The sequence below is a fragment of the Allobosea sp. GW823-FHT02B03 genome (assembly GCF_058797755.1).
Map to the genome: position 1 here is coordinate 334,313 of NZ_JBXAJY010000008.1, position 19,302 is coordinate 353,614.

The window sequence follows — 19,302 nt, forward strand, 5'->3', positions numbered from 1 at the left end:
TCGCTTCACTGATCGCGTGCGGTGTCCAAGACGTGGATGCTCGCCACAAGGGCGAGCATGACGGCCGCGGCGCGCACTCGCCGCACCTCCTTCGGCGACGGACTCAATTCAATGACACTCGCGATCGACCCCAACGCCCCCGCCATCGCCGCCCATGCCGAGCTCTACCGGCGCGAAATGGCGGCCAAGCGCCTGCAGACCCTGCTGGGCCTCGCGATCTTCGCCGTCTGCGTCGTGCTTGCCGGCATCGGCGCCGAAGTCGATCTGAAGAAATTCTCCGAGAACGCCTGGCGTTTCCCGAAATACATCCTCGAGACCATGCCGACACTGCGGCTCGCGACCTTCGGGGCCGATCTCAAGGAATGGTACTGGGGCATCAATGGCTGGCTGAAGCTGCTCTGGCAGACCGTGGTCATCGCCTATGTCGGCACCGTGCTCGGCGCCGTCGGCGGCTTCCTGCTCTGCTTCGCCGCCGCCAGCAATCTCGGCCGCTCGACCGGGCTGCGCTGGGTCACGCGCCGCTTCCTCGAATTCTGCCGCACCGTGCCGGAGATCGTCTTCGCGCTGATCTTCGTGATCGCCTTCGGCCTCGGCCCGCTGCCGGGCGTGCTGGCCATCGCCATCCACACCATGGGCGCGATGGGCAAGCTCTTCTCCGAAGTCGTCGAGAACATCGACATGAAGCCGGTCGACGGCCTCACCGCCACGGGTGCCGGCTGGTGGCAGACCGTGCGCTTCGCCGTCGTGCCGCAGGTGCTGTCGAACTTCGCGAGCTACACGCTGCTGCGCTTCGAGATCAATGTCCGCGGTGCCTCGATCATGGGTTTCGTCGGGGCCGGCGGCATCGGCCAGGACCTGATCGAGGCGATCCGCAAGTTCTACTTCACCGATGTCAGCGCCATCCTGCTGCTGATCATCGTCACCGTCATGCTGATCGACTACGGCACCGAGCGTCTGCGCCACGCTTTGCTGAGCCTGGAGCATCGCTCATGAGCCTCGCCCTCTCGGCCGCGGACCGTGCCGCGCTCGTCGCCCGCCACAAGCAGGCGATCGACGGCTCGCTCAGGACGAAGACCATCACGCTCGCCGTCATCGGCGGGCTCGTCGGGCTCTTCGTCTACGGCCTGACCACGCTCGAGACCTCCTTCGCGCGGATCTTCGCCGGCTTCGCCAATCTCGGCACCTTCGTGGTGCTGATGCTGCCGCCCGATCCCGGCTCGGCCGCTCGTGCCATCATCTTCGTGAAGGCGCTGTTCGAGACCATCGCCATTGCCTTCCTCGGCACCATCCTGGCGGCGATCCTCGCCTTCCCGCTCGGCTTCCTCGCCGCCAAGAACGTCGTCGCCAACCGCATCGTGCACTTCTTCGCCCGGCGCTCGATGGATACGGTGCGCGGCGTCGACGCGCTGATCTGGGCTCTGATCTGGGTGAATGTCGTCGGCCTCGGCCCCTTCGCCGGCATGCTCGCGATCATGACCAGCGATCTCGGCGCCTTCGGCAAGCTGTTCTCGGAGGCGATCGAGGCCGCCGACCGCAAACCGGTCGACGGCGTCGCCTCGGTCGGCGGCGGCAAGCTGCACGAAATCCGCTTCGGCCTGATTCCGCAGGTGCTGCCGGTGATCGCCAGCCAGGTGCTGTACTACATCGAGTCGAACACCCGCTCTTCGACCATCATCGGCATCGTCGGCGCCGGTGGCATCGGCCTCTACCTCGCCGAGACGATCCGCACGCTCGAATGGCAGCAGGTCTCCTTCCTGATCCTGCTCATCCTCGCGGCGGTGACGACGATCGACTTCATTTCGGGCAAGCTGCGCTTCGCCATCATCGGCAAGCGGGCGGTGTGACGCTCTCGCCGTCATGGTCGGGCTTGTCCCGACCATCCAAGACTTTGCTTCACTGATCGAACACGGTGTTCAGGACGCGGATGCTCGCCACAAGGGCGAGCATGACGCGACGGCCAACCTGTGCCGTTCACTCCCCGAAGGGCTCGACCACCATCTCCATCCGTTCGCCGGCGAAGGCGCTGTTGACGATGTGGATCGGCGTCAGGTCCGGCAGCGCGTCGATCGCATGCGTCTGCAGCACCGCTTCGCCCGGTCCGAGTTGAAGCAGGCTCGCCTCGCGCTCGGTGGCGAGCCGCGCCGCCAGCCGGGTCGAGCGCCGGACATAATCGGGAATGCCGCAGGCCTTGAAGGCCGCGGTGATCGAGGCTCCCGCCTCCGTCAGGATTGCATCGAAGCCCGGAAACCGCGCGACGCAGAGATAGTGGATGCCGGTGCCGACCGGCGTCCCCCCGGCCCGGCTCAAGGTCTCGATCGCCCAGAGCGGCGTGCCCTCCGGCAGCCCTAGCGCCGCGCAATGCTGCGGCTCACCAGCCACCACTATCGCTGACAGCACCGAACTCGACACCGCGATCCCGGCCGAGCCGAAATTGGTGCGCATGCTGACCCGGCGGCCGAGTCGGTAGGGAAAGCGCGGCGCCGTCACCTGAGTGCCGCGGCCGCGTGACACCGTGACGAGCCCGCATTCGGCGAGATGGCGAAAGGCCTGCCGCACGGTGTGGCGGTGCACGCCATACTGCTCGGCGAGCGCCACCGAGGCCGGCAGCGTATCGCCCGGCCGGTACTCGCCCTGTTCGATCGACGCCGCCAGCGCATCGGCGATCCGCCGCCAGGCCGTACCGGCTTCGCCGGCCGCAGTTTCGGAAACCGTGTCCGTCATGAAAATTTCATCTGAAATGTATAGACCTTTCGCGGGTTCAGATCCATGATAGTCTAGACATTAAAGATTGGCGAGAGGCCGCACCGGATGACTCAAACCGCAACACGGCAGCGATGGATGGCCGTGCTGGCCCGCGCCTCTCATCGCGAGATCGAGGCGCTTCTGGCACAGGCCGGCCCCCTGCCCGCCCATGAGATTCTCAAGGCGCCCGAGACCGGCACCGTCATGGTGGAGGGCCGCGCCGGCGGCGCCGGGCGGCGCTTCAATCTGGGCGAGGCGACGGTAACGCGCTGCGTCATCCGCCTCGGCAACGGGGCGATGGGCTTCTCCTATGCGCTCGGCCGCGATGCCGGCAAGGCACGGCTGGCGGCGATCACCGATGCGCTGCTCCAGGACGAGGCCGAGGCCGGCCCGCTGCGGCAGGGCGTCGGCGCATTGGCCGAGAAGCAGCAGGCGGCACGCGAGCTCGCCTCGCGCAAGGCGGCCGCGACCAAGGTCGATTTCTTCACGCTGGTCAGGGGCGGCTGATGGCAACGAACGAAACCCTGATCGGCGCCGGTTTCTCCGACCCGGTCTTCCAGTCGCAAGGAGCCTTCCGGGCCCTGCTGGCGGCGCTCTCCGAGCCCGGCCAGGTCCGTGAGCTCGGCATCGCGGTCGAGCCGCCGGCCGGGCTTGCGCGCGCCACCGCGCTCGCTCTCTTGACCCTCGCCGACTACGAGACACCGATCTGGCTACCCGGCTCACTGCGCGACGGGCCTGCCGGCGCCTGGCTGCGCTTCCATTGCGGCGCCGCCCTCGTCGAGGATCCCGCCCGCGCCGCCTTCGCCGTGATCGACGGCGCAGCGCTCGAGCCCAAGCTTGCCACCTTCAACCCCGGCGACGATCAGTTTCCCGACCGCTCGACCACGGTGATCGTGCAATGCGCCGCTCTCTCCGGCGGAGAAGTGGTGACCCTCGAAGGCCCAGGCATCGCAGGAACCTGCGAAATCGCTCCGTCCGGCCTGCGCCCCGGCTTCTGGGGCGAGGTCGCCGCCAATGCTGAGCTCTATCCGTGCGGCGTCGATCTCATGCTGAGCCATGGCGCAGAGCTGATCGGCCTGCCGCGCTCGACCCAAATCCTGGAGACCCGCTGATGACCCGCCGGGAGCTTTACTGATGTATGTCGCGGTCAAGGGCGGGGAAGCCGCCATCCTCGCCACCCATGATCTCGTCGCCGAGGCCCGCCGCGGCGACGAGAGCGTTCCCGAGCTCGCAGTCGCCCAGATCCGCGAGCAGATGGGTCTCGCCTGCGGTCGCGTGATGAACGAGGGCTCGCTCTACGATCCCGATCTCGCCGCGCTGGCGCTGAAGCAGGCGCAGGGCGATGCGATCGAGGCCGCCTTCCTGATGCGCGCCTATCGCACGACGCTGCCGCGCTTCGGCTCCTCCGAGCCGCTCGACACCGCCAGGATGGCGATCCGCCGCCGCGTCTCGGCGACCTACAAGGACCTGCCCGGCGGCCAGGTGCTCGGCCCGACCTATGACTACACCCACCGGCTCTTCGACTTCGCCCTGATGGACGAGGCGCCTCCGGGCGACGTGCAGGCCCGTCCGGCCGCGCAGCCGCTCGACGCCTCGATGCCCCGCGTGCCCGACATCCTCGGTGCCGAGGGGCTGATGGAAGACGAGGCGCCGCCGGAAGGCGATCCGCGGCCCTTCGACCTGACCCGCGAGCCGGTTTCCTTCCCGGCCGAGCGCGATGTCCGCCTGCAGGCGATGGCGCGCGGCGACGAGGGCTTCATGCTCGGCCTCGGCTATTCCGTGCAGCGCGGCTTCGGCAACAGCCATCCCTTCGTCGGCGAAGTCCGGGTCGGCGAGGTCGCGGTCGAATACGTGCCGGAGGAGCTGGGCTTCGCCGTCGACCTCGGCGACGTCACCTTGACCGAATGCCAGATGGTCAACCAGTTCGCCGGCTCCAAGGACGTGCCGCCGCAATTCACCCGCGGCTACGGGCTCTCCTTCGGGCATAGCGAGCGCAAGGCGATGTCGATGTCGCTGGTCGACCGGGCGCTGAAGGCGCGTGATTTCGGCGAGGCCACGACCTATCCGGCGCAGCAGGACGAATTCGTCCTCTACCACTCCGACAATGTCGAGGCGGCCGGCTTCGTCGAGCATCTGAAGCTGCCGCACTATGTCGATTTCCAGGGCGAGCTCGAACTGATCCGCCGCATTCGCAAAGAGCGGCAGGAACGCCAGGACAAGCTCGCCGATCAGCCGAGCGAAGCGCTGCCGGAGGCCGCGGAATGACCGTGCACCAGAAACTCAGCGGCGATACCAAGCCGGCTTACAACTACGCCTATCTCGACGAGCAGACCAAGCGGATGATTCGCCGCGCCCTGCTCAAGGCGGTGGCGATCCCCGGCTACCAGGTGCCATTCGGCTCGCGCGAGATGCCCCTCGCCCGCGGCTGGGGCACCGGCGGCATCCAGGTCACCGCCGCGATCATCGGTCCAGATGACAAGCTGAAGGTCATCGACCAGGGCGCCGACGACACCACCAACGCCGTCTCGATCCGCCGCTTCTTCGAGCGCACTGCCGACGCGCGCACCACCGAGGCGACCGATGAGGCGACGATCATCCAGACCCGCCACCGCATCCCCGAGGCACCGCTGAAGGCCGGCCAGATCATGGTCTATCAGGTGCCGCAGCCCGAGCCGCTGCGGAAGCTCGAGCCGCACGAGGCCGAGACGCGCAAGATGCACGCCTGGGCCGAATACGGGCTGATGCAGGTCAAGCTCTACGAGAACATCGCCCGCTTCGGCGAGGTGACGACGACCTATGACTACCCGGTCATGGTCAATGGCCGCTATGTGATGGCGCCGTCGCCGATCCCGAAATTCGACAATCCGAAGATGCAGATGTCCCCGGCGCTGCAGCTCTTCGGCGCCGGGCGCGAAAAGCGCATCTATGCGGTGCCGCCGCATACCAGCGTGCGCAGCCTCGATTTCGAGGATCATCCCTTCCGCATCCAGAGCTGGGAGCAGCCTTGCGGGCTCTGCGGCGCCGCCGATTCCTATCTCGACGAGGTGGTGATCGACGACCAGGGCGGGCGCATGTTCGTCTGCTCCGACAGCCATCATTGTGAGACGCGCCGGGCGGAAGGCCATCGCGGCGCGATGCTCGCCGACGCCTCGGCGCTGCATCTGGTCGAGGACGAGGCCAAGTCATGAACATGCAGGTCAACCCGCAGGAACTCGCGCTCGATCCGCAGCCGCTGCTCTCGGTCGCCGGCGTATCCCGCTTCTATGGCGAGCGCATCGGCTGCGCCGATGTCTCCTTCGACCTCTGGCCGGGCGAGGTGCTGGGCATCGTCGGCGAGTCCGGCTCGGGCAAGTCGACCCTGCTGCGCTGCCTTGCCGGCATCGACAAGCCCGACGCGGGCGAGGTGCTCTTTCGCGGCGGCGCCGAGCCGCTCGACATCTACTCGGTCGCCGAGCAGGAGCGGCGCCGGCTGATGCGTACCGCCTGGGGCATCGTCCACCAGAACCCGCGCGACGGCCTGCGCATGGACGTCTCGGCCGGCGGCAATGTCGGCGAGCGGCTGATGGACAATGGCGCCCGCCATTACGGCAGGATTCGCGAGACCGCGCTCGACTGGCTGCAGCGCGTCGAGATCGCCGCCGGCCGCATCGACGACCGGCCGCGCCAGTTCTCCGGCGGCATGCAGCAGCGCCTGCAGATCGCCCGCGTTCTGGTCTCCGAGCCCCGGCTCGTCTTCATGGACGAGCCGACCGGCGGCCTCGACGTCTCCGTCCAGGCCCGCCTGCTCGACCTCTTGCGCGTGCTTGTCCGCGATCTCGGCCTCGCCGCGATCATCGTCACCCATGACCTCGCCGTCGCGCGCCTGCTCACCGACCGCCTGATGGTGATGAAGGATGGCCGCGTCGTCGAGCAGGGCCTGACCGACCAGGTCCTCGACGATCCCCACCACGCCTATACGCAGCTTCTGACATCCGCGGTGCTGACCGTATGAGCGCCGTCACATCCGCGTCACCGCGCCGGCACAAGGCATTGATCCCATGACCACGATGATCCAGGTCGAAAACGTCGCCAAGGAATTCACCCTGCACAATCAGGGTGGAGTGCGCCTGCCGGTGTTCGACAACGTCAATTTCTCGGTCGCTGCCGGCGAAGCGCTGGTCCTGGCCGGTGCCTCCGGCGCCGGCAAATCCAGCCTGCTGCGCATCCTCTACGGTAATTACCGGCCGACCTCCGGCACCATCGCCGTCACCCATGCCGGCCGGCCGATCGACATCGTCACCGCCGTGCCGCGCACCGTGCTCGACATCCGCCGCCGCACGCTCGGCTTCGTCTCTCAATTCCTGCGGGTGATCCCGCGTGTCTCGGCGCTCGACATCGTCCGCGACCCGCTGCTCGCCCGCGGCGCCTCGGCCGGGGAGGCGAGCGAGCGCGCCAAAGCCATGCTGGCGCGCCTCAACCTGCCGCAGCGCCTCTGGGATCTCGCGCCCGCGACCTTCTCCGGCGGCGAGCAGCAGCGCGTCAACATCGCCCGTTCCTTCGTCGATCCCTCGCCGATCATGCTGATCGACGAGCCGACCGCCTCGCTCGACGCCGGCAACCGCAATGTCGTGGTGCAGCTGATCGCCGAAGCCCGCGCGCAGGGTTCCGCCATCGTCGGTATCTTCCACGACGAAGCCGTGCGAGAGGCTGTCGCAACCCGCTATCTCGATATCACCGATTTCAGGAAGGCCGCCTGATGACCACCATCCTCACCAATGCCAGGCTGATCCTCGAGGACGAGATCGTCGACGGCACCATCGCCTTCGACGCCAGCGGCATCCTCTCCGTCGACCAGGGCCGCTCCTCGCTGCCGGCGGCGATCGACGTGCAGGGCGATTATGTCGCGCCCGGCCTCGTCGAGATGCACACCGACAACATGGAAAAGCACTTCATGCCGCGCCCGAAGGTCTTCTGGCCGAACGGGCTCGCGGCGGCGCTGGTCCATGACGCGCAGATGGCGGCGGCGGGCGTCACCACCGTCTACGACGCGATCTGCGCCGGCACGCCCTTCTCGGCCAAGGATTATCGCAAGGACATCTTCGCCGACGTCCTGGATGCGCTGCGGCTCGGCACTGCCGAGGGGGTCTTCCGCATCGACCACCGCATCCATATGCGCTGCGAGCTGACCAGCCCCGACCTGCTGCGCGACATCGAGCCCTATCAGGACGACGGCCTCGTCCAGCTCGTCTCGCTAATGGACCACACGCCCGGCCAGCGGCAATGGCGCAACCTGGAAGATCTGCGCACCTATGCGCTGGGCACCGGCAAGACCCAGGCCGAGTTCGAGGAGGATGTCGTCGTCCGCCAGCGCGAAGGCGGGGCGAATGTCGCGCGCAACTGGAGCGCAGTGGTCGAGATGTTCCGCTCCCGCGGCATTCCGATCGCCACCCATGACGACACCACGCTCGACCATGTCGAGGCCGGCATCGCCTCGGGCGCCGTGATCTCGGAATTCCCGACCACGATCGAGGCGGCAGAAGCCGCCAAGCAGCACGGCCTCGCCACCATCGCCGGTGCGCCCAATGTCGTCCGCGGCGGCTCGCATTCCGGGGGCGTCTCGGTTTCGGAACTGGCCGAGAAGGGCCTGCTCGACGGGCTCTCCTCCGATTATGTCCCCGCCAGCCTGCTCCAGGCCGTGCTCAAGCTCCATGCCGCCCATGGCATCGCCCTGCCCGAAGCGATGGGCATGGTGACCTGGAAGGTCGCCGACATTCTCGGGCTCAAGGATCGCGGCCACCTCAAGCCTGGCCTGCGCGCCGACCTGCTGCGCTTCCGGACGCTCGGCGCGACGCCGGTGCTCAATACCGTCTGGTCGAAGGGCGAGCGCGCGTTTTGACCGCAACCCCGCCGCGCTACGCCATCTACTTCGCGCCCTCCGCCGACAGCGCCCTCTGGCGCTTCGGCAGCGGGGCGCTGGGCTATGACGCCATCACCGGCGGCGACCTGCCTCACGCGGTCCCACCGGGCTGCGAGGAGCTGGACTGGGCGGCGCTCACCGCCGAGCCGCGCCGCTATGGCTTCCACGCGACGCTGAAGGCCCCGTTCGAGCTCTCGGACGGCCGCAGCGAAGGGGCGCTACGCGCCTTTGCCCGCAATTATGTCGCCGGCCGCGCGCCGGTTGAGCTCGCCGGGCTCGCCGTCAACGCGCTCGGCCATTTCGTCGCCCTGACCCCGGCCGAGCCGAGCGAGGCGCTGCAGCACTTCGCCTTCGACGTCGTCCAGGCCTTCGAGCCGTTCAGGGCTCCGCTCTCGGAAGCCGACCTGGCGCGGCGGCTGCAAAGCCCACTGACCCCGGCACACCGCGCCTATCTCGAGGCCTTCGGCTACCCTTATGTCGGCGACGCCTTCCGCTTCCACATGACGCTGACCGGCGCCCTGCCGCAGGATCTCATTTCACCCGTCAAGACGGCGCTCAGCTCTGCGCATGCGCAGGCGGTTCCGCCCGGCGAGGTTGTGCTCGACCGGATCGCGATCTTCAAGCAGGCGGACCGCGCCAGCCGCTTCACCCTGCTAGACTCCCTGCCTTTCGGCTGAAGCGCGAGGCGCGGCGTGTCAGGCGGGACCGGCCAAGGCGCGCAGCAGGCCCAACAGCTCGCTCGCGCCTTCGGCGATGCTCCGGTCGTTGACGATCCGCCGCAAGGCGGCGCGCTCCGTCACCAACGGCGCCTCGCGGGAAAGCCGCTTCGCGATATCGGCTTCGCTCTCGCGCCCGCGCGCCGCGAGTCGCTTCGCCAGAATGGCCGCCGGCGCGGTGATCTCGACCACGACCACACGCTCCGCCAGCGCCTCCGCCACGCGGATTGCGCCGCGCGAGATATTGGCGATCACCACCTCCCCGCCGGCGATGCCGGCGAGTTCGCGCGCCGGGATGCCGTAATGCAGGCCATGGGCGGCCCAGCTCAGAGCGAGCTCGCCGCGCGCCCGGGCGGCCACGAAACCGGCTTCGTCGCAGCTGTCATGATCCTCCGCCCCGGCGAGCGCCGGGCGGGTGATCAGGCGGCGCGCGAAGCGGAAGCGCCGATCATCGGCGAGCGCGCCGCGGGCGCCTTCCATCAGCGCATCCTTGCCCGCACCGGACGGGCCGACGACCAGCACCAGCGCGCCGGCCAGAACCGGCGCCGCAATCATCGTTTCAGCAGAGGAATTCGTCATGGCAGGCAAGAAACTCGGGCTTGAACCGGTGATCGACCCCACCGCCAGGGTTCGGCAGGCCGTACTCGGCCGCTATACCGAGATCGGCGCCCGCACCGCCTTCGCCGAGTCCAGCCTCGGCGACTACTCCTATGTCGTGAACGACGCGGATGTCATTTACACGACGATCGGCAAGTTCTGCTCGATCGCCGCCCATACCCGCATCAACCCGGGCAACCATCCGATGCAGCGGGCGAGCCAGTCGCATTTCAGCTACCGCTCATCGGCCTATTTTGACGATGCGGAGGACGATGCCGACTTCTTCGCCTGGCGGCGCTCGACGCCGGTGACCATCGGTCACGATGTCTGGATCGGCCACGGCGCCATCATCCTGCCCGGCCGCAGCATCGGCACGGGAGCGGTGGTCGCCGGCGGCGCAGTCGTCACCAAGGACGTGCCGGACTACACCATCGTCGCGGGCAATCCCGCCCGCATCATCCGCCGGCGTTTCCCGGAGACGGTCGCCGAGCGGCTGAAGGCGCTCGGCTGGTGGGACTGGGAGCATGCGCGCCTGCGCGCCGCGCTCGCCGATTTCCGGACGCTCGGCGTCGAGGGCTTCCTGGAGAAATACGAGGGCTGACGCCAAGCACGCGTCATGCTCGGGCCTGTCCCGAGCATGACGCGGCAAAGCCGCAGTCTTCAGCCCTTCGCCTTGGCCTTCTTCGCGCGCTCGATCGCTTCGAGGATCAGTTCCTTGGCCTTGGCGGCGTCGCCCCAGCCGGTGAACTTCACCCACTTGCCGGGTTCGAGATCCTTGTAGTGCTCGAAGAAGTGCTGGATCTGGTCGAGCGTGATCTTCGGCAGGTCCGTGTAGTTGTGGACGTTCTCGTAGCGCTTGGTGAGCTTCGGCACCGGCACGGCGATGATCTTCTCGTCACCGCCGCCCTCGTCCTCCATCATCATCACGCCGATCGGGCGGACCGCGATATAGGAGCCCGGAACCAGCGGACGCGTATTGGCGACGAGCACGTCGCAGGGGTCGCCATCCTCGGAGAGGGTATGCGGGATGAAGCCGTAATTCCCGGGATAGCGCATCGGCGTATAGAGGAAGCGATCGACGAAGAGCGTGCCGGCCTCCTTGTCCATCTCGTACTTGATCGGTTCGCCGCCGATCGCGACCTCGATCACGACATTGACTTCGTCGGGGGGATTCTTGCCGATGGAGATGGCGTCGAGGCGCATGAACTTGACCTGTCTATGGACGATACTGGCGCGCCTTATGCCGGCTTGCGCGGCAAAGGCCAAGTCCGACCTTCTGCCCGCCTTGCAAGCCGGGCTGCCAGTTCGCATCTCCCTGCCAGATTTGCGCGCCGCCTCCAGCACTGGTATCGGGCCGGCCATGGACGAAAGCAGGACGAGATGCTGAACCGCTTGCGGCGGGACGAGGACCGCTATGCCAGGCGCATGGCCCGGATCGCGCGCTGGGACCGCCCGCTCGGCGGCCGGCTCGACCGCGCGCGCGCCTGGGCCAACATGCTGCTGGTCGATCACGGCATCTTCCGACTCGCCTATCTCAATGCCCATCGCGTCACGCCGCGGCTCTGGCGGGCGGCGCAGCCGGCTCCGGGCGACATCGCCTGGTTCGCCCGTCAGGGCGTGCGCACCATCGTCAATCTGCGCGGCGGGCGCGAGCACGGCTCATGGCAGCTCCAGCGCGAGGCCTGCGAGCGCCACGGCATCGCCCTGATCGACTTCGTGCTGCGCTCGCGCGGCGCACCCGATCGCGAGACCATCCTGTCGGCGCCGCAGTTCTTCCGGGAGCTCGCCCTGCCGGCGCTGGTGCACTGCAAATCCGGCGCCGACCGCGCCGGATTCTTTGCGGCGCTCTATCTGCTGGTCCACGAGCAGCGCCCGCTGAAGGAGGCGATGGCCGCGCTCTCCTTCCGCTACGGCCATTTCCGCTTCGCCAAGACCGGCATCCTCGACGCCTTCTTCGAGGCCTATGAGCGCGAGGGCGAAGCCAGAGGCATCGCCTTCCTCGACTGGGTCGCCAATCACTACGATCCCGAGCGCCTGGAGCGCGAGTTCAAGCCGGGATTCCTGTCCTCGCTGCTCGCCGACCGCCTGATCCGGCGCGAATAGCGCCGGAGGCGGATCCACCCGCCAACTCAGATTCGCGAGCCCAGCAGCAGCGTCCCGGACTTGCCGGGGCCACCGAACCCCGTCCAGGCCAGACAGGCATGGGCCCCCATGCGCAGCAGCGACATGGCACCGACAATGCATAGCAGCGGCAGCGACAATCTGCCGAACCAGGCGATGACGGCGACGATCGCGACCGTAGCGATAGCGTTGGTGATCATGGCGTGCTGCGGGTCGCGCGACAGCGTGCCGATCTCGTTCAGCGGCGAGACCAGGGCGATCCCGGCATAGAACAGGGTCAGGATCGCCAGCACGACTCCGATGCCATGCCATTGCGTCTCCTCGAGCCAGGGATCGAGGATCAGCGCAAATCCAGCCACGCCCGCGAACAGCACGAAGGCGGCGAGGGCCAGCCCGACGGTGAGGATGCGGGCCCAGCGGCGGCGCGCCGGCCCTTGCCGGCTGCGCAGACTGCTCATCACCAGTGGCTGGGTGACCGCGCCGAACATCTGCGTCGGCATGTCGAGAAGGCGCATGGCGAGGGCGACATGCGCGGCGAAGATCGGATCGGAAGCGAAGGTCAGCGCGAAGAGCGGTGCAACCGAGAAGCCGAAGGAAAGCAGCACGGAAGGCAGCAGCAGTCGCGGCGCCGCGCTCCATTGCCGGGCCGAGCGCCGCAGCTCCCAGCGCGACCATTCGGCGCGGAAGGCGAGCTGCTGGAAGGCGAAGCGGCGACGCCAGCCGAGATAGCAGGCCGCAACGGCATGGCCGATCGCATCGGCGGCGAACAGCGCCAGCGAGGACGGACCGAAAGGCAGGATCAGGCCGAGCATCGCACCTGGCTGGACCACGGCCTGGACCAGCCCGGAATTGCCGATCGCCCGAAAATCACCCTCGGCAGTCGCTTCCGCGGTTGCCAGCCGGATCGCAGCACGGCCGGCGAGAGACAGAACGAAGAGCGCCGCATACCCCGCCATGACGAGGCCCAGCATCGAGGCGGCAAAGGCTGCGAGCGCCGCCAGCCCCAGGAAACCCGCTCCCGCCACGAGCGACAGCCGGAAGGCGCGCCCGAGCCGGTCCGGGTCGCTATTGTGGAAGAACACCGCCTCGAAGCGCAGCAGTGCTGCGATCGCCAGGAAATTGGCGAGCGCCGAATAGATCGCGAACTCGGTGAAGATCTCCGGCGGGCAGAGCAGGGCAGCGATCAGCAACCCCCAGACCGACACGAAGCGGGCCTGGATATAACGCAGCGCCAGCAGCAGTCCCGCGGCGCCGCCGCCACCTGGCCGAAGGGAGTGAAGAGCGTTCTGCGCCAGCTCGGGCCGCGCGGCCGAAGCCGGCGCCAGAGCTCTCTCGAAAGTTGCAGGCGCAGCCATGCCGACGGCCTCACTCGGGATACTCAGGGGGTGGTTTCCCGCCACTTTCCCGATGCTGGCGGCAGCCTTGCGAAAGCGGAACGAGGCTCGGCGTGCCGATCTCCTCATCCCGTGTCGCAACTTCGACAGTGCGCTCACGTAGTTAACAGATCCTTGACGGAACTCCGCGAGTTCCGACTGCGGCCCTTCGTTTCAGGGCAGGGCGTGGCGACAAGATGGCGGCAGCTTTCCCTGGGTCGCCCTGGCGACCTAAGAGAACGCCGACACCCGCGAGGTTCGCGCGCGCCCATTTCGGGCCGAGGCGAGCCTGCAGCGCCATGTTGGCGCCGCAAAGCAGATGCCATCGGCCGGACCCCGGGCGGAGGCACCTGCACTGTCGAGCAGAATCGTGTAGCCCGCTCAACTCCGCTCCTGGCAGCCGGTCAGGCGAAGTCGCGCTGCAGGGCCTCGAACTTCGCGACCTGATCGGCGAGCAGTTCGCGCTTCTCGTCGCGCCGGACGAAGACCTTGAACATCGCCTCGCCGGCGCCGTTGAAGAACTGCACCGAGCAGGAACGGCGGCCATGGAACTGCCGGTCGACCAAAGCGATGGTCTGGCAATTGCCGGCCTTGATGTGCCCGCCGATCGGGCTGTCGCCATGGATGTTGTAATAGCCGTGGCCGAAGGAACCGACCGGCAGGGAGCCCTCGCATTCGAGCACGATGTCGGGAGTGTGCACGATGAAGAGCACGGTGCCCCAGCTCGAGAGCTCCAGCCAGAGCGCCTCGAAGCGCTCCGCCGGGATGAAGCGGCGCTGGTTGTCCGGCGCCGCCTCGAGCACGGCGAGCGTCGACACGCCGACCTCGCGGGCGATCGCCTCGATGACGCCGTCCGGCTTGGCGGCGAGCGCCTGCCTGACGCGTTCCATGGGCTCCGTGACCGGCGGTTCCTGGCCTGCCGGAGCAAGCGCCTGCGAGATCGGCATGTCCACCCTCCCCCTTATTCCGCCGCCTGGAGCGGCAGATGCGGGTTGTTCTCGGTCAGCACCGTCTCGAAGCCCTCGAACTCGGGATGGCCGAGGAAGACCGGCTTCGGCCGCGCCTGGCCGGCCTTGCTGTGCGACTCGCGGAACTGCTCGGACTTGGTCCAGGCGGTGAAGTCCTCCTTCGAGGCCCAGGTCGTGTGCGAGGAATAGAGCGTGTGGTCCTCCTTCTCCGGCCCCTTGAGCAGGTGGAAGGCGATGAAGCCCTTCATCTCGTCGAGCCGGGTTTTGCGCGAGGACCAGATGGTCTCGAACGTCGCCTCCTCCCCCTTGATGACCTTGAAGCGGTTCATGGCGATGAACATGGGATTTCCTCGATAGGCTGACGGAGAAAGACAAGCGGGCGGCGCAGACGCGCGGAACCGCGCCGAGCCGGCGACCGCACTTGACCCCTCTTAGTAAAACTGAATATCACCGTCAACAACGGCTCAGTAATCATAGTTTTTAATGATTATAAAGAGAGCCTATACTTTGGAATCACTGTAAGCAGTCGGCGCCACCGGGAGTCTGGAGGCATCGCGCTGCGGCACCCGACGAGACCGAGCCATGCAATACATGCCATCGCCCGCGACCGCCCCCCTTGCCGGCATCAAGGCCAAGCGCCTCGGCCGGGAACTCACGGCCGCCATCGGCTTGACCTTTCTTGCCGCTTCCGGCCTCGGCGGCAGCGAGGCCTGGTCGAGCCGGATGGCGCAGACCGCCTTCGGCTTCGTTGCCAGCGCCCAGGCACAGACCACCCAGCGCATCGTCGCGGTCGGCGGCGTCGTCACCGAAGTGCTCTATGCCCTCGGACTGCAGGACAGCATCGTCGGTGTCGACACCACCAGCCTGTGGCCGCCGGAGGCGCTGAAAGAGAAGAAGAATGTCGGCTATGTCCGGGCGCTCTCGGCCGAGGGCGTGCTCTCGCTGAAGCCGTCCCTGGTGATCGCGGTCGAAGGCGCCGGCCCGCCCGACGCGATGGCGCTCGTGCGCGAGGCCGGCCTGTCCATGGCGCCGGTTCCCGAGGCGCTGACGCCCGAGGCGGTGGTCTCGAAGATCGAGATCATCGGCAAGGCTGCCGGCGCCGCCGAGCCGGCGCGGCAGCTCGCAGCCGGCGTAAAGGCCCGCTTCGCCGAGCTCGACAAGCTGCGCGCCGGCCTGCCGGGCAAGAAGCGCGTGCTCTTCGTGCTCTCGCTGCAGAACGGTCGCACCATGGTCGGCGGCCGCAACAGCACCGCCGACGCCATCATCGCGCTCGCCGGCGGCGTCAACGCCGCCGAAGCCGTCGAGGGCTTCAAGCCGATGACCGACGAGGCGATCATCACCGCCGCCCCGGATTATGTGCTGATGATGCGCCACAGCGCTGCTCCCTCCCAGACGCCCGAGGAGCTCTTCGCCTTGCCGGCCTTCTCGCAGACCCCGGCGGCCAAGGCGAAGGGTCTGATCCGCATGGATGGGCTCTACCTTCTCGGCTTTGGCCCCCGGACCCCGGATGCCGCCCGTGACCTGATGGCCGCGCTTTATCCGGAGGCCAAGATCGCCCAGCTTCCCGGGGCGAAATGACCCTCGCCATGAAGCCAGCCACGGTGCCCGGCGCGACCGCGCTGGCGCGGCTGACCGCCAGCCGCCGACAGCGCAACCTCGTCGCCGGCGGCGTCCTGCTCGGGCTGTGCCTGGTGCTGATGCTGCTCTCGCTCGGCGCCGGCGCCTTCGCCATCGCGCCCGGGCGTGTCGCCGAGATCCTGCTGGCGCGCCTCGGCAGCGGACCGGCCGAGTTGCTCGACAGCCGCGAGGCGCTGGTCGTGCTCAACATCCGCATGCCGCGCCTGCTGCTCGGCGCGCTCGTCGGCGCGGCTCTCGCCATTTCCGGCGCCCTGATGCAGGGCCTGTTCCGCAACCCGCTCGCCGATCCCGGCCTCGTCGGCGTCTCGGCCGGCGCCGGGCTCGCCGCCGCCGCGACGATCGTGCTTGGCGACCGGCTGCTGGCGGGCATCGGCATGGGCATCAAATTGCCCTTCGCCGCATTGCCCTTCGGTGCCTTCTTCGGTGGGTTGATCTCGACGCTGGCGCTCTACCTGATCGCGACGCGCGAGGGACGGACCTCGGTCGCCACCATGCTGCTGGCTGGCGTCGCGCTCGGAGCGCTCGCCGGCTCGCTCACCGGGCTGCTCGCTTACATCTCGGACGACCGGCAGTTGCGCGACCTCACCTTCTGGTCGATGGGCAGCCTCGGCGGGGCGAGCTGGAGCAAGCTTTCCGTCGTCGCGCCGATCGTGCTGCCGCTCCTGGTGGCCGTGCCATTCCTGGCGCGCGGCCTCAATGCGCTGATGCTCGGCGAAGCCGAGGCCTTCCATCTCGGCATCCCCGTGCAGCGGATCAAGGCGATGGCCGTGGTGCTCGTCGCCCTCTCCGTCGGTGCGAGCGTCGCCGCCGCCGGCGTGATCGGCTTCGTCGGCATCGTCGTGCCGCACCTGATCCGCCTGCTGATCGGCCCGGATCATCGCCTGCTGCTGCCACTTTCGGCGATCGGCGGCGCGACGCTCCTCGTCGGCGCCGACATCGTCGCGCGCCTGATCGTCGTCCCGGCCGAACTGCCGATCGGCATCGTCACCGCCTTTATCGGCGCGCCCTTCTTCCTCTGGCTGCTGCTGCGCCGCGGCCGGATCGCCGAAAGCTGAGAGGGAGGAGCGCGATCATGACCACGATCCTCGAAGCCCGGGATCTGCATTTCCGCGTTCGCGGCACCGCTTTGGTGCGCGATGCCTCGCTGCAGCTCGACGCTGGCACGACCTCGATCATCGTCGGCCCGAACGGGGCCGGAAAATCGACCCTGCTCAAGCTCCTGACCGGCGAGCTGACCCCGGCCCAGGGAGAGGTCCGGCTTGAGGGCGCCCCGCTCGCCGGCGCGCCCGCCTGGAAGCTCGCCTGCCAGCGCGCGGTGATGTCGCAGAACCAGCGGCTCGCCTTCCCGTTCAGCGTCTACGAAGTCGCCAGACTCGGCCTCGAAGGGGTCGGCCGCGCCCAGTCGCGCAGCCGCAGCGAGCAGATCATCGCCGAGGCGCTCGAGACCGCCGGCGTGCTGGGCCTCGCCAGTCGCGAGTACCAGACGCTCTCCGGCGGCGAGCAGCAGCGCGTGCAGTTCGCCAGGGCGCTCTGCCAGCTCGAGGCCGGCCGCTCGGTCGCCGAGCGGCAGATCCTCTTCCTCGACGAGCCGATCGCCAGCCTCGACCTCTGCCACCAGCTTGCTCTGCTCGATGCCGCCCGCGCCATAGCGACGCAAGGGGCGGCGGTGCTGATCGTCCTGCACGACCTCAACCTCGCCGTGACCTATGCCGACAAGCTGCTGGTGATGCATGAAGGCGCGATCGTCGCCCAGGGCGCGCCGGCCGCAATTCTCGACGATGCCCTGCTGCGCGGCGTCTTCCGCGTCGATCTCGCCTTCAGCCGGCTGCCGCCGACCGGATTGCCCTTCCTGCTGCCGCAGCAGCATCTGCGCGCGGCGACCGGCCCGGCCTTGCGCGCCGCGGGCGCCTGATATCTTCAAGAAAGCGTTGGTCCGGCGTCGCTGCGGGTCTATAGCCAAGCGCTCCCCCCGCTTTGCGACCGTGCCATGACCGAACAGATCGACCGTCTTTCCTTCCCGAAGGATCGCATCCGCGTCCTGCTGCTGGAAGGCATCAACGATTCCGCCGTCGCGATCCTGCAGAACGCCGGCTACACCAACCTGACCCGGCTGCCCAAGGCGCTCGACGAGGCCCAGCTTGTCGAGGCTATCGCCAAGACGCATATCCTCGGCATCCGCTCGCGCACCCAGCTCACCGGCACGGCGCTGGCGGCCGCGCAGCGGCTCTTCGCCGTCGGCTGCTTCTCGGTCGGCACCAACCAGGTCGATCTCGACGCGGCGCGGCTGCGCGGCATCCCGGTCTTCAACGCGCCCTTCTCGAACACACGCAGCGTCGCCGAACTGACCATCGGCGAGATCGTCATGCTGCTGCGCCGGATTCCCGACCGCTCGCGCTCGGCCCATCAGGGTGGCTGGGACAAGTCGGCCAACGGCGCCTTCGAGGTCCGCGGCAAGACGCTCGGCATCGTCGGCTACGGCAATATCGGCAGCCAGCTCTCGAACATTGCCGAGGCGATGGGCATGCGGGTGATCTACTACGATCACACCGACCGTCTGCGCCATGGCAACACCGAGCCGGTCGAGAGCCTCGCCGCCCTGCTTTCCGGCAGCGATATCGTCTCGCTGCACGTGCCGGAGACGCCCGCCACCCATGGCATGATCGGCAAGGCCGAGATCGCCCTGATGAAGCAGGGCGCCTATCTCATCAACAATTCCCGCGGCACGGTCGTCGATCTCGAGGCGCTCGCCGAGGCCCTGAAGAGCGGACACCTCGGCGGCGCCGCCGTCGACGTCTTCCCGAAGGAGCCCGCCTCCAACAACGACCGCTTCGTCACCCCGCTCCAGGGCCTGCCCAACGTCATCCTGACCCCGCATATCGGCGGCTCGACCGAGGAGGCACAGGAGCGCATCGGCGCCGAGGTGGCGCGCAAGCTCGTCGACTATTCCGATGTCGGCTCGACCGTCGGCGCGGTGAACTTCCCGCAGGTGCAGCTGCCGGCGCGGCCGGCGGGCACGCGCTTCATCCAGGTCCAGCGCAACGCGCCGGGCATGCTGCGCCGTCTCAACGACGTCTTCGCCAGCCGCAACATCAACATCGCCGCCCAGAACTTCCAGACCGATGGCGAGATCGGCTATGTCGTGATGGAGGCCGACCCGGTCGGCGAGGTCGCGCGCGAGATCATCGAGGAGATCCGCGCCCTCGACGGCACGATCCGCGCCCGCCTGCTCTACGAGCGCGGCTGAGCGCAGG

At 68.2% G+C, this 19,302-nt stretch carries 22 protein-coding genes; 16 read left to right on the forward strand and 6 right to left on the reverse strand.

The genetic code is table 11. The annotated features are described in order from the left end of the window. Positions 1–111: 111 nt before the first annotated feature. Both phnE (AC1REK_RS26175) and phnE (AC1REK_RS26180) read left to right on the forward strand, forming a co-directional pair. Positions 112–993 carry a phosphonate ABC transporter, permease protein PhnE gene (gene phnE, locus AC1REK_RS26175; protein ID WP_492270024.1) on the forward strand — a complete coding sequence of 294 codons (882 nt, stop codon included), beginning with the start codon at positions 112–114 and terminating at the stop codon, positions 991–993. Beyond that, on the forward strand, positions 990–1,844 hold the full coding sequence (gene phnE, locus AC1REK_RS26180) for a phosphonate ABC transporter, permease protein PhnE (protein ID WP_492270025.1): 855 nt from the start codon (positions 990–992) through the stop codon (positions 1,842–1,844). Before phnE (AC1REK_RS26175) ends, phnE (AC1REK_RS26180) begins: the two co-directional genes overlap by 4 nt. A 127-nt stretch (positions 1,845–1,971) precedes the next feature. Here phnE (AC1REK_RS26180) and phnF read toward each other — a convergent pair whose 3' ends face one another. Next, positions 1,972–2,721 carry a phosphonate metabolism transcriptional regulator PhnF gene (gene phnF, locus AC1REK_RS26185; RefSeq protein ID WP_492270026.1) on the reverse strand — a complete coding sequence of 250 codons (750 nt, stop codon included), beginning with the start codon at positions 2,719–2,721 and terminating at the stop codon, positions 1,972–1,974. A gap of 117 nt (positions 2,722–2,838) precedes the next feature. Here phnF and phnG point away from each other — a divergent pair, with 117 nt between their 5' ends. Genes phnG through AC1REK_RS26225 form a run of 8 tightly spaced genes read left to right on the forward strand, consistent with a single transcriptional unit; the run spans position 2,839 to position 9,315 of the window. Beyond that, positions 2,839–3,249: a phosphonate C-P lyase system protein PhnG gene (gene phnG, locus AC1REK_RS26190; RefSeq protein WP_492270027.1), complete on the forward strand. Its 411-nt coding sequence runs from the start codon at positions 2,839–2,841 to the stop codon at positions 3,247–3,249. Continuing rightward, entirely contained in the window at positions 3,249–3,854 is a 606-nt protein-coding gene (gene phnH, locus AC1REK_RS26195; RefSeq protein WP_492270028.1) for a phosphonate C-P lyase system protein PhnH, read from the forward strand. Before phnG ends, phnH begins: the two co-directional genes overlap by 1 nt. A gap of 22 nt (positions 3,855–3,876) precedes the next feature. Then, positions 3,877–5,007: a carbon-phosphorus lyase complex subunit gene (locus AC1REK_RS26200; RefSeq protein WP_492270029.1), complete on the forward strand. Its 1,131-nt coding sequence runs from the start codon at positions 3,877–3,879 to the stop codon at positions 5,005–5,007. Then, positions 5,004–5,930: an alpha-D-ribose 1-methylphosphonate 5-phosphate C-P-lyase PhnJ gene (locus tag AC1REK_RS26205; RefSeq protein ID WP_492270030.1), complete on the forward strand. Its 927-nt coding sequence runs from the start codon at positions 5,004–5,006 to the stop codon at positions 5,928–5,930. The genes AC1REK_RS26200 and AC1REK_RS26205 overlap by 4 nt, the downstream gene beginning before the upstream one ends. Continuing rightward, on the forward strand, positions 5,927–6,733 hold the full coding sequence (gene phnK / locus AC1REK_RS26210) for a phosphonate C-P lyase system protein PhnK (protein WP_316018287.1): 807 nt from the start codon (positions 5,927–5,929) through the stop codon (positions 6,731–6,733). The genes AC1REK_RS26205 and phnK overlap by 4 nt, the downstream gene beginning before the upstream one ends. Before the next feature lie 46 nt (positions 6,734–6,779). After that, the gene (gene phnL, locus AC1REK_RS26215; protein WP_492270031.1) at positions 6,780–7,478 is read left to right on the forward strand and encodes a phosphonate C-P lyase system protein PhnL; all 699 of its coding nucleotides are present in this window, start codon (positions 6,780–6,782) and stop codon (positions 7,476–7,478) included. After that, positions 7,478–8,617 (forward strand): alpha-D-ribose 1-methylphosphonate 5-triphosphate diphosphatase, encoded by a 1,140-nt coding sequence (locus AC1REK_RS26220; protein WP_492270032.1) that lies wholly within the window; start codon positions 7,478–7,480, stop codon positions 8,615–8,617. Before phnL ends, AC1REK_RS26220 begins: the two co-directional genes overlap by 1 nt. Next, positions 8,614–9,315 carry a DUF1045 domain-containing protein gene (locus AC1REK_RS26225; protein ID WP_492270033.1) on the forward strand — a complete coding sequence of 234 codons (702 nt, stop codon included), beginning with the start codon at positions 8,614–8,616 and terminating at the stop codon, positions 9,313–9,315. Before AC1REK_RS26220 ends, AC1REK_RS26225 begins: the two co-directional genes overlap by 4 nt. An 18-nt stretch (positions 9,316–9,333) precedes the next feature. Here AC1REK_RS26225 and phnN read toward each other — a convergent pair whose 3' ends face one another. After that, positions 9,334–9,933, reverse strand: coding sequence for a phosphonate metabolism protein/1,5-bisphosphokinase (PRPP-forming) PhnN (gene phnN, locus AC1REK_RS26230; protein WP_492270034.1), 600 nt, complete (start codon positions 9,931–9,933; stop codon positions 9,334–9,336). Here phnN and AC1REK_RS26235 point away from each other — a divergent pair. Then, positions 9,932–10,552 carry a DapH/DapD/GlmU-related protein gene (locus tag AC1REK_RS26235; protein ID WP_492270035.1) on the forward strand — a complete coding sequence of 207 codons (621 nt, stop codon included), beginning with the start codon at positions 9,932–9,934 and terminating at the stop codon, positions 10,550–10,552. The two genes, phnN and AC1REK_RS26235, sit on opposite strands and share 2 nt — an antisense overlap. A gap of 59 nt (positions 10,553–10,611) precedes the next feature. On the opposite strand, the gene ppa is transcribed toward AC1REK_RS26235, so the two are convergent. Further along, entirely contained in the window at positions 10,612–11,154 is a 543-nt protein-coding gene (ppa, locus tag AC1REK_RS26240) for an inorganic diphosphatase (protein ID WP_316018281.1), read from the reverse strand. A gap of 177 nt (positions 11,155–11,331) precedes the next feature. On the opposite strand from ppa, the gene AC1REK_RS26245 reads away from it, so the two are divergent. Further along, complete coding sequence (locus AC1REK_RS26245) at positions 11,332–12,054, forward strand: protein tyrosine phosphatase family protein (protein ID WP_492270036.1); 723 nt, start codon at positions 11,332–11,334, stop codon at positions 12,052–12,054. Between the two features lie 26 nt (positions 12,055–12,080). On the opposite strand, the gene AC1REK_RS26250 is transcribed toward AC1REK_RS26245, so the two are convergent. From AC1REK_RS26250 to hmuQ, 3 genes are all read right to left on the reverse strand, one after another. Further along, positions 12,081–13,427 carry a polysaccharide biosynthesis protein gene (locus AC1REK_RS26250; RefSeq protein ID WP_327520372.1) on the reverse strand — a complete coding sequence of 449 codons (1,347 nt, stop codon included), beginning with the start codon at positions 13,425–13,427 and terminating at the stop codon, positions 12,081–12,083. 422 nt (positions 13,428–13,849) lie between these two features. Beyond that, a complete protein-coding gene (gene hutX / locus AC1REK_RS26255; protein ID WP_492270087.1) occupies positions 13,850–14,335 on the reverse strand; it encodes a heme utilization cystosolic carrier protein HutX in 486 nt (161 codons plus the stop codon). A 71-nt stretch (positions 14,336–14,406) separates the two neighbouring features. Further along, positions 14,407–14,754 carry a heme-degrading protein HmuQ gene (gene hmuQ, locus AC1REK_RS26260; RefSeq protein ID WP_327520371.1) on the reverse strand — a complete coding sequence of 116 codons (348 nt, stop codon included), beginning with the start codon at positions 14,752–14,754 and terminating at the stop codon, positions 14,407–14,409. 241 nt (positions 14,755–14,995) lie between these two features. On the opposite strand from hmuQ, the gene AC1REK_RS26265 reads away from it, so the two are divergent. The 4 genes from AC1REK_RS26265 to serA all read left to right on the forward strand — a co-directional run bounded on the left by AC1REK_RS26265 (position 14,996) and on the right by serA (position 19,295). After that, on the forward strand, positions 14,996–15,991 hold the full coding sequence (locus AC1REK_RS26265; RefSeq protein WP_492270037.1) for a heme/hemin ABC transporter substrate-binding protein: 996 nt from the start codon (positions 14,996–14,998) through the stop codon (positions 15,989–15,991). 8 nt (positions 15,992–15,999) lie between these two features. Then, positions 16,000–17,106, forward strand: a complete 1,107-nt coding sequence (locus AC1REK_RS26270) for a FecCD family ABC transporter permease (protein ID WP_492270038.1) — start codon at positions 16,000–16,002, stop codon at positions 17,104–17,106. A 17-nt stretch (positions 17,107–17,123) separates the two neighbouring features. Further along, positions 17,124–17,963 carry a heme ABC transporter ATP-binding protein gene (locus AC1REK_RS26275; protein WP_327523216.1) on the forward strand — a complete coding sequence of 280 codons (840 nt, stop codon included), beginning with the start codon at positions 17,124–17,126 and terminating at the stop codon, positions 17,961–17,963. Positions 17,964–18,038: 75 nt separating this feature from the next. Beyond that, positions 18,039–19,295: a phosphoglycerate dehydrogenase gene (gene serA, locus AC1REK_RS26280; protein WP_327523215.1), complete on the forward strand. Its 1,257-nt coding sequence runs from the start codon at positions 18,039–18,041 to the stop codon at positions 19,293–19,295. The last annotated feature ends 7 nt before the right edge of the window (positions 19,296–19,302 follow it).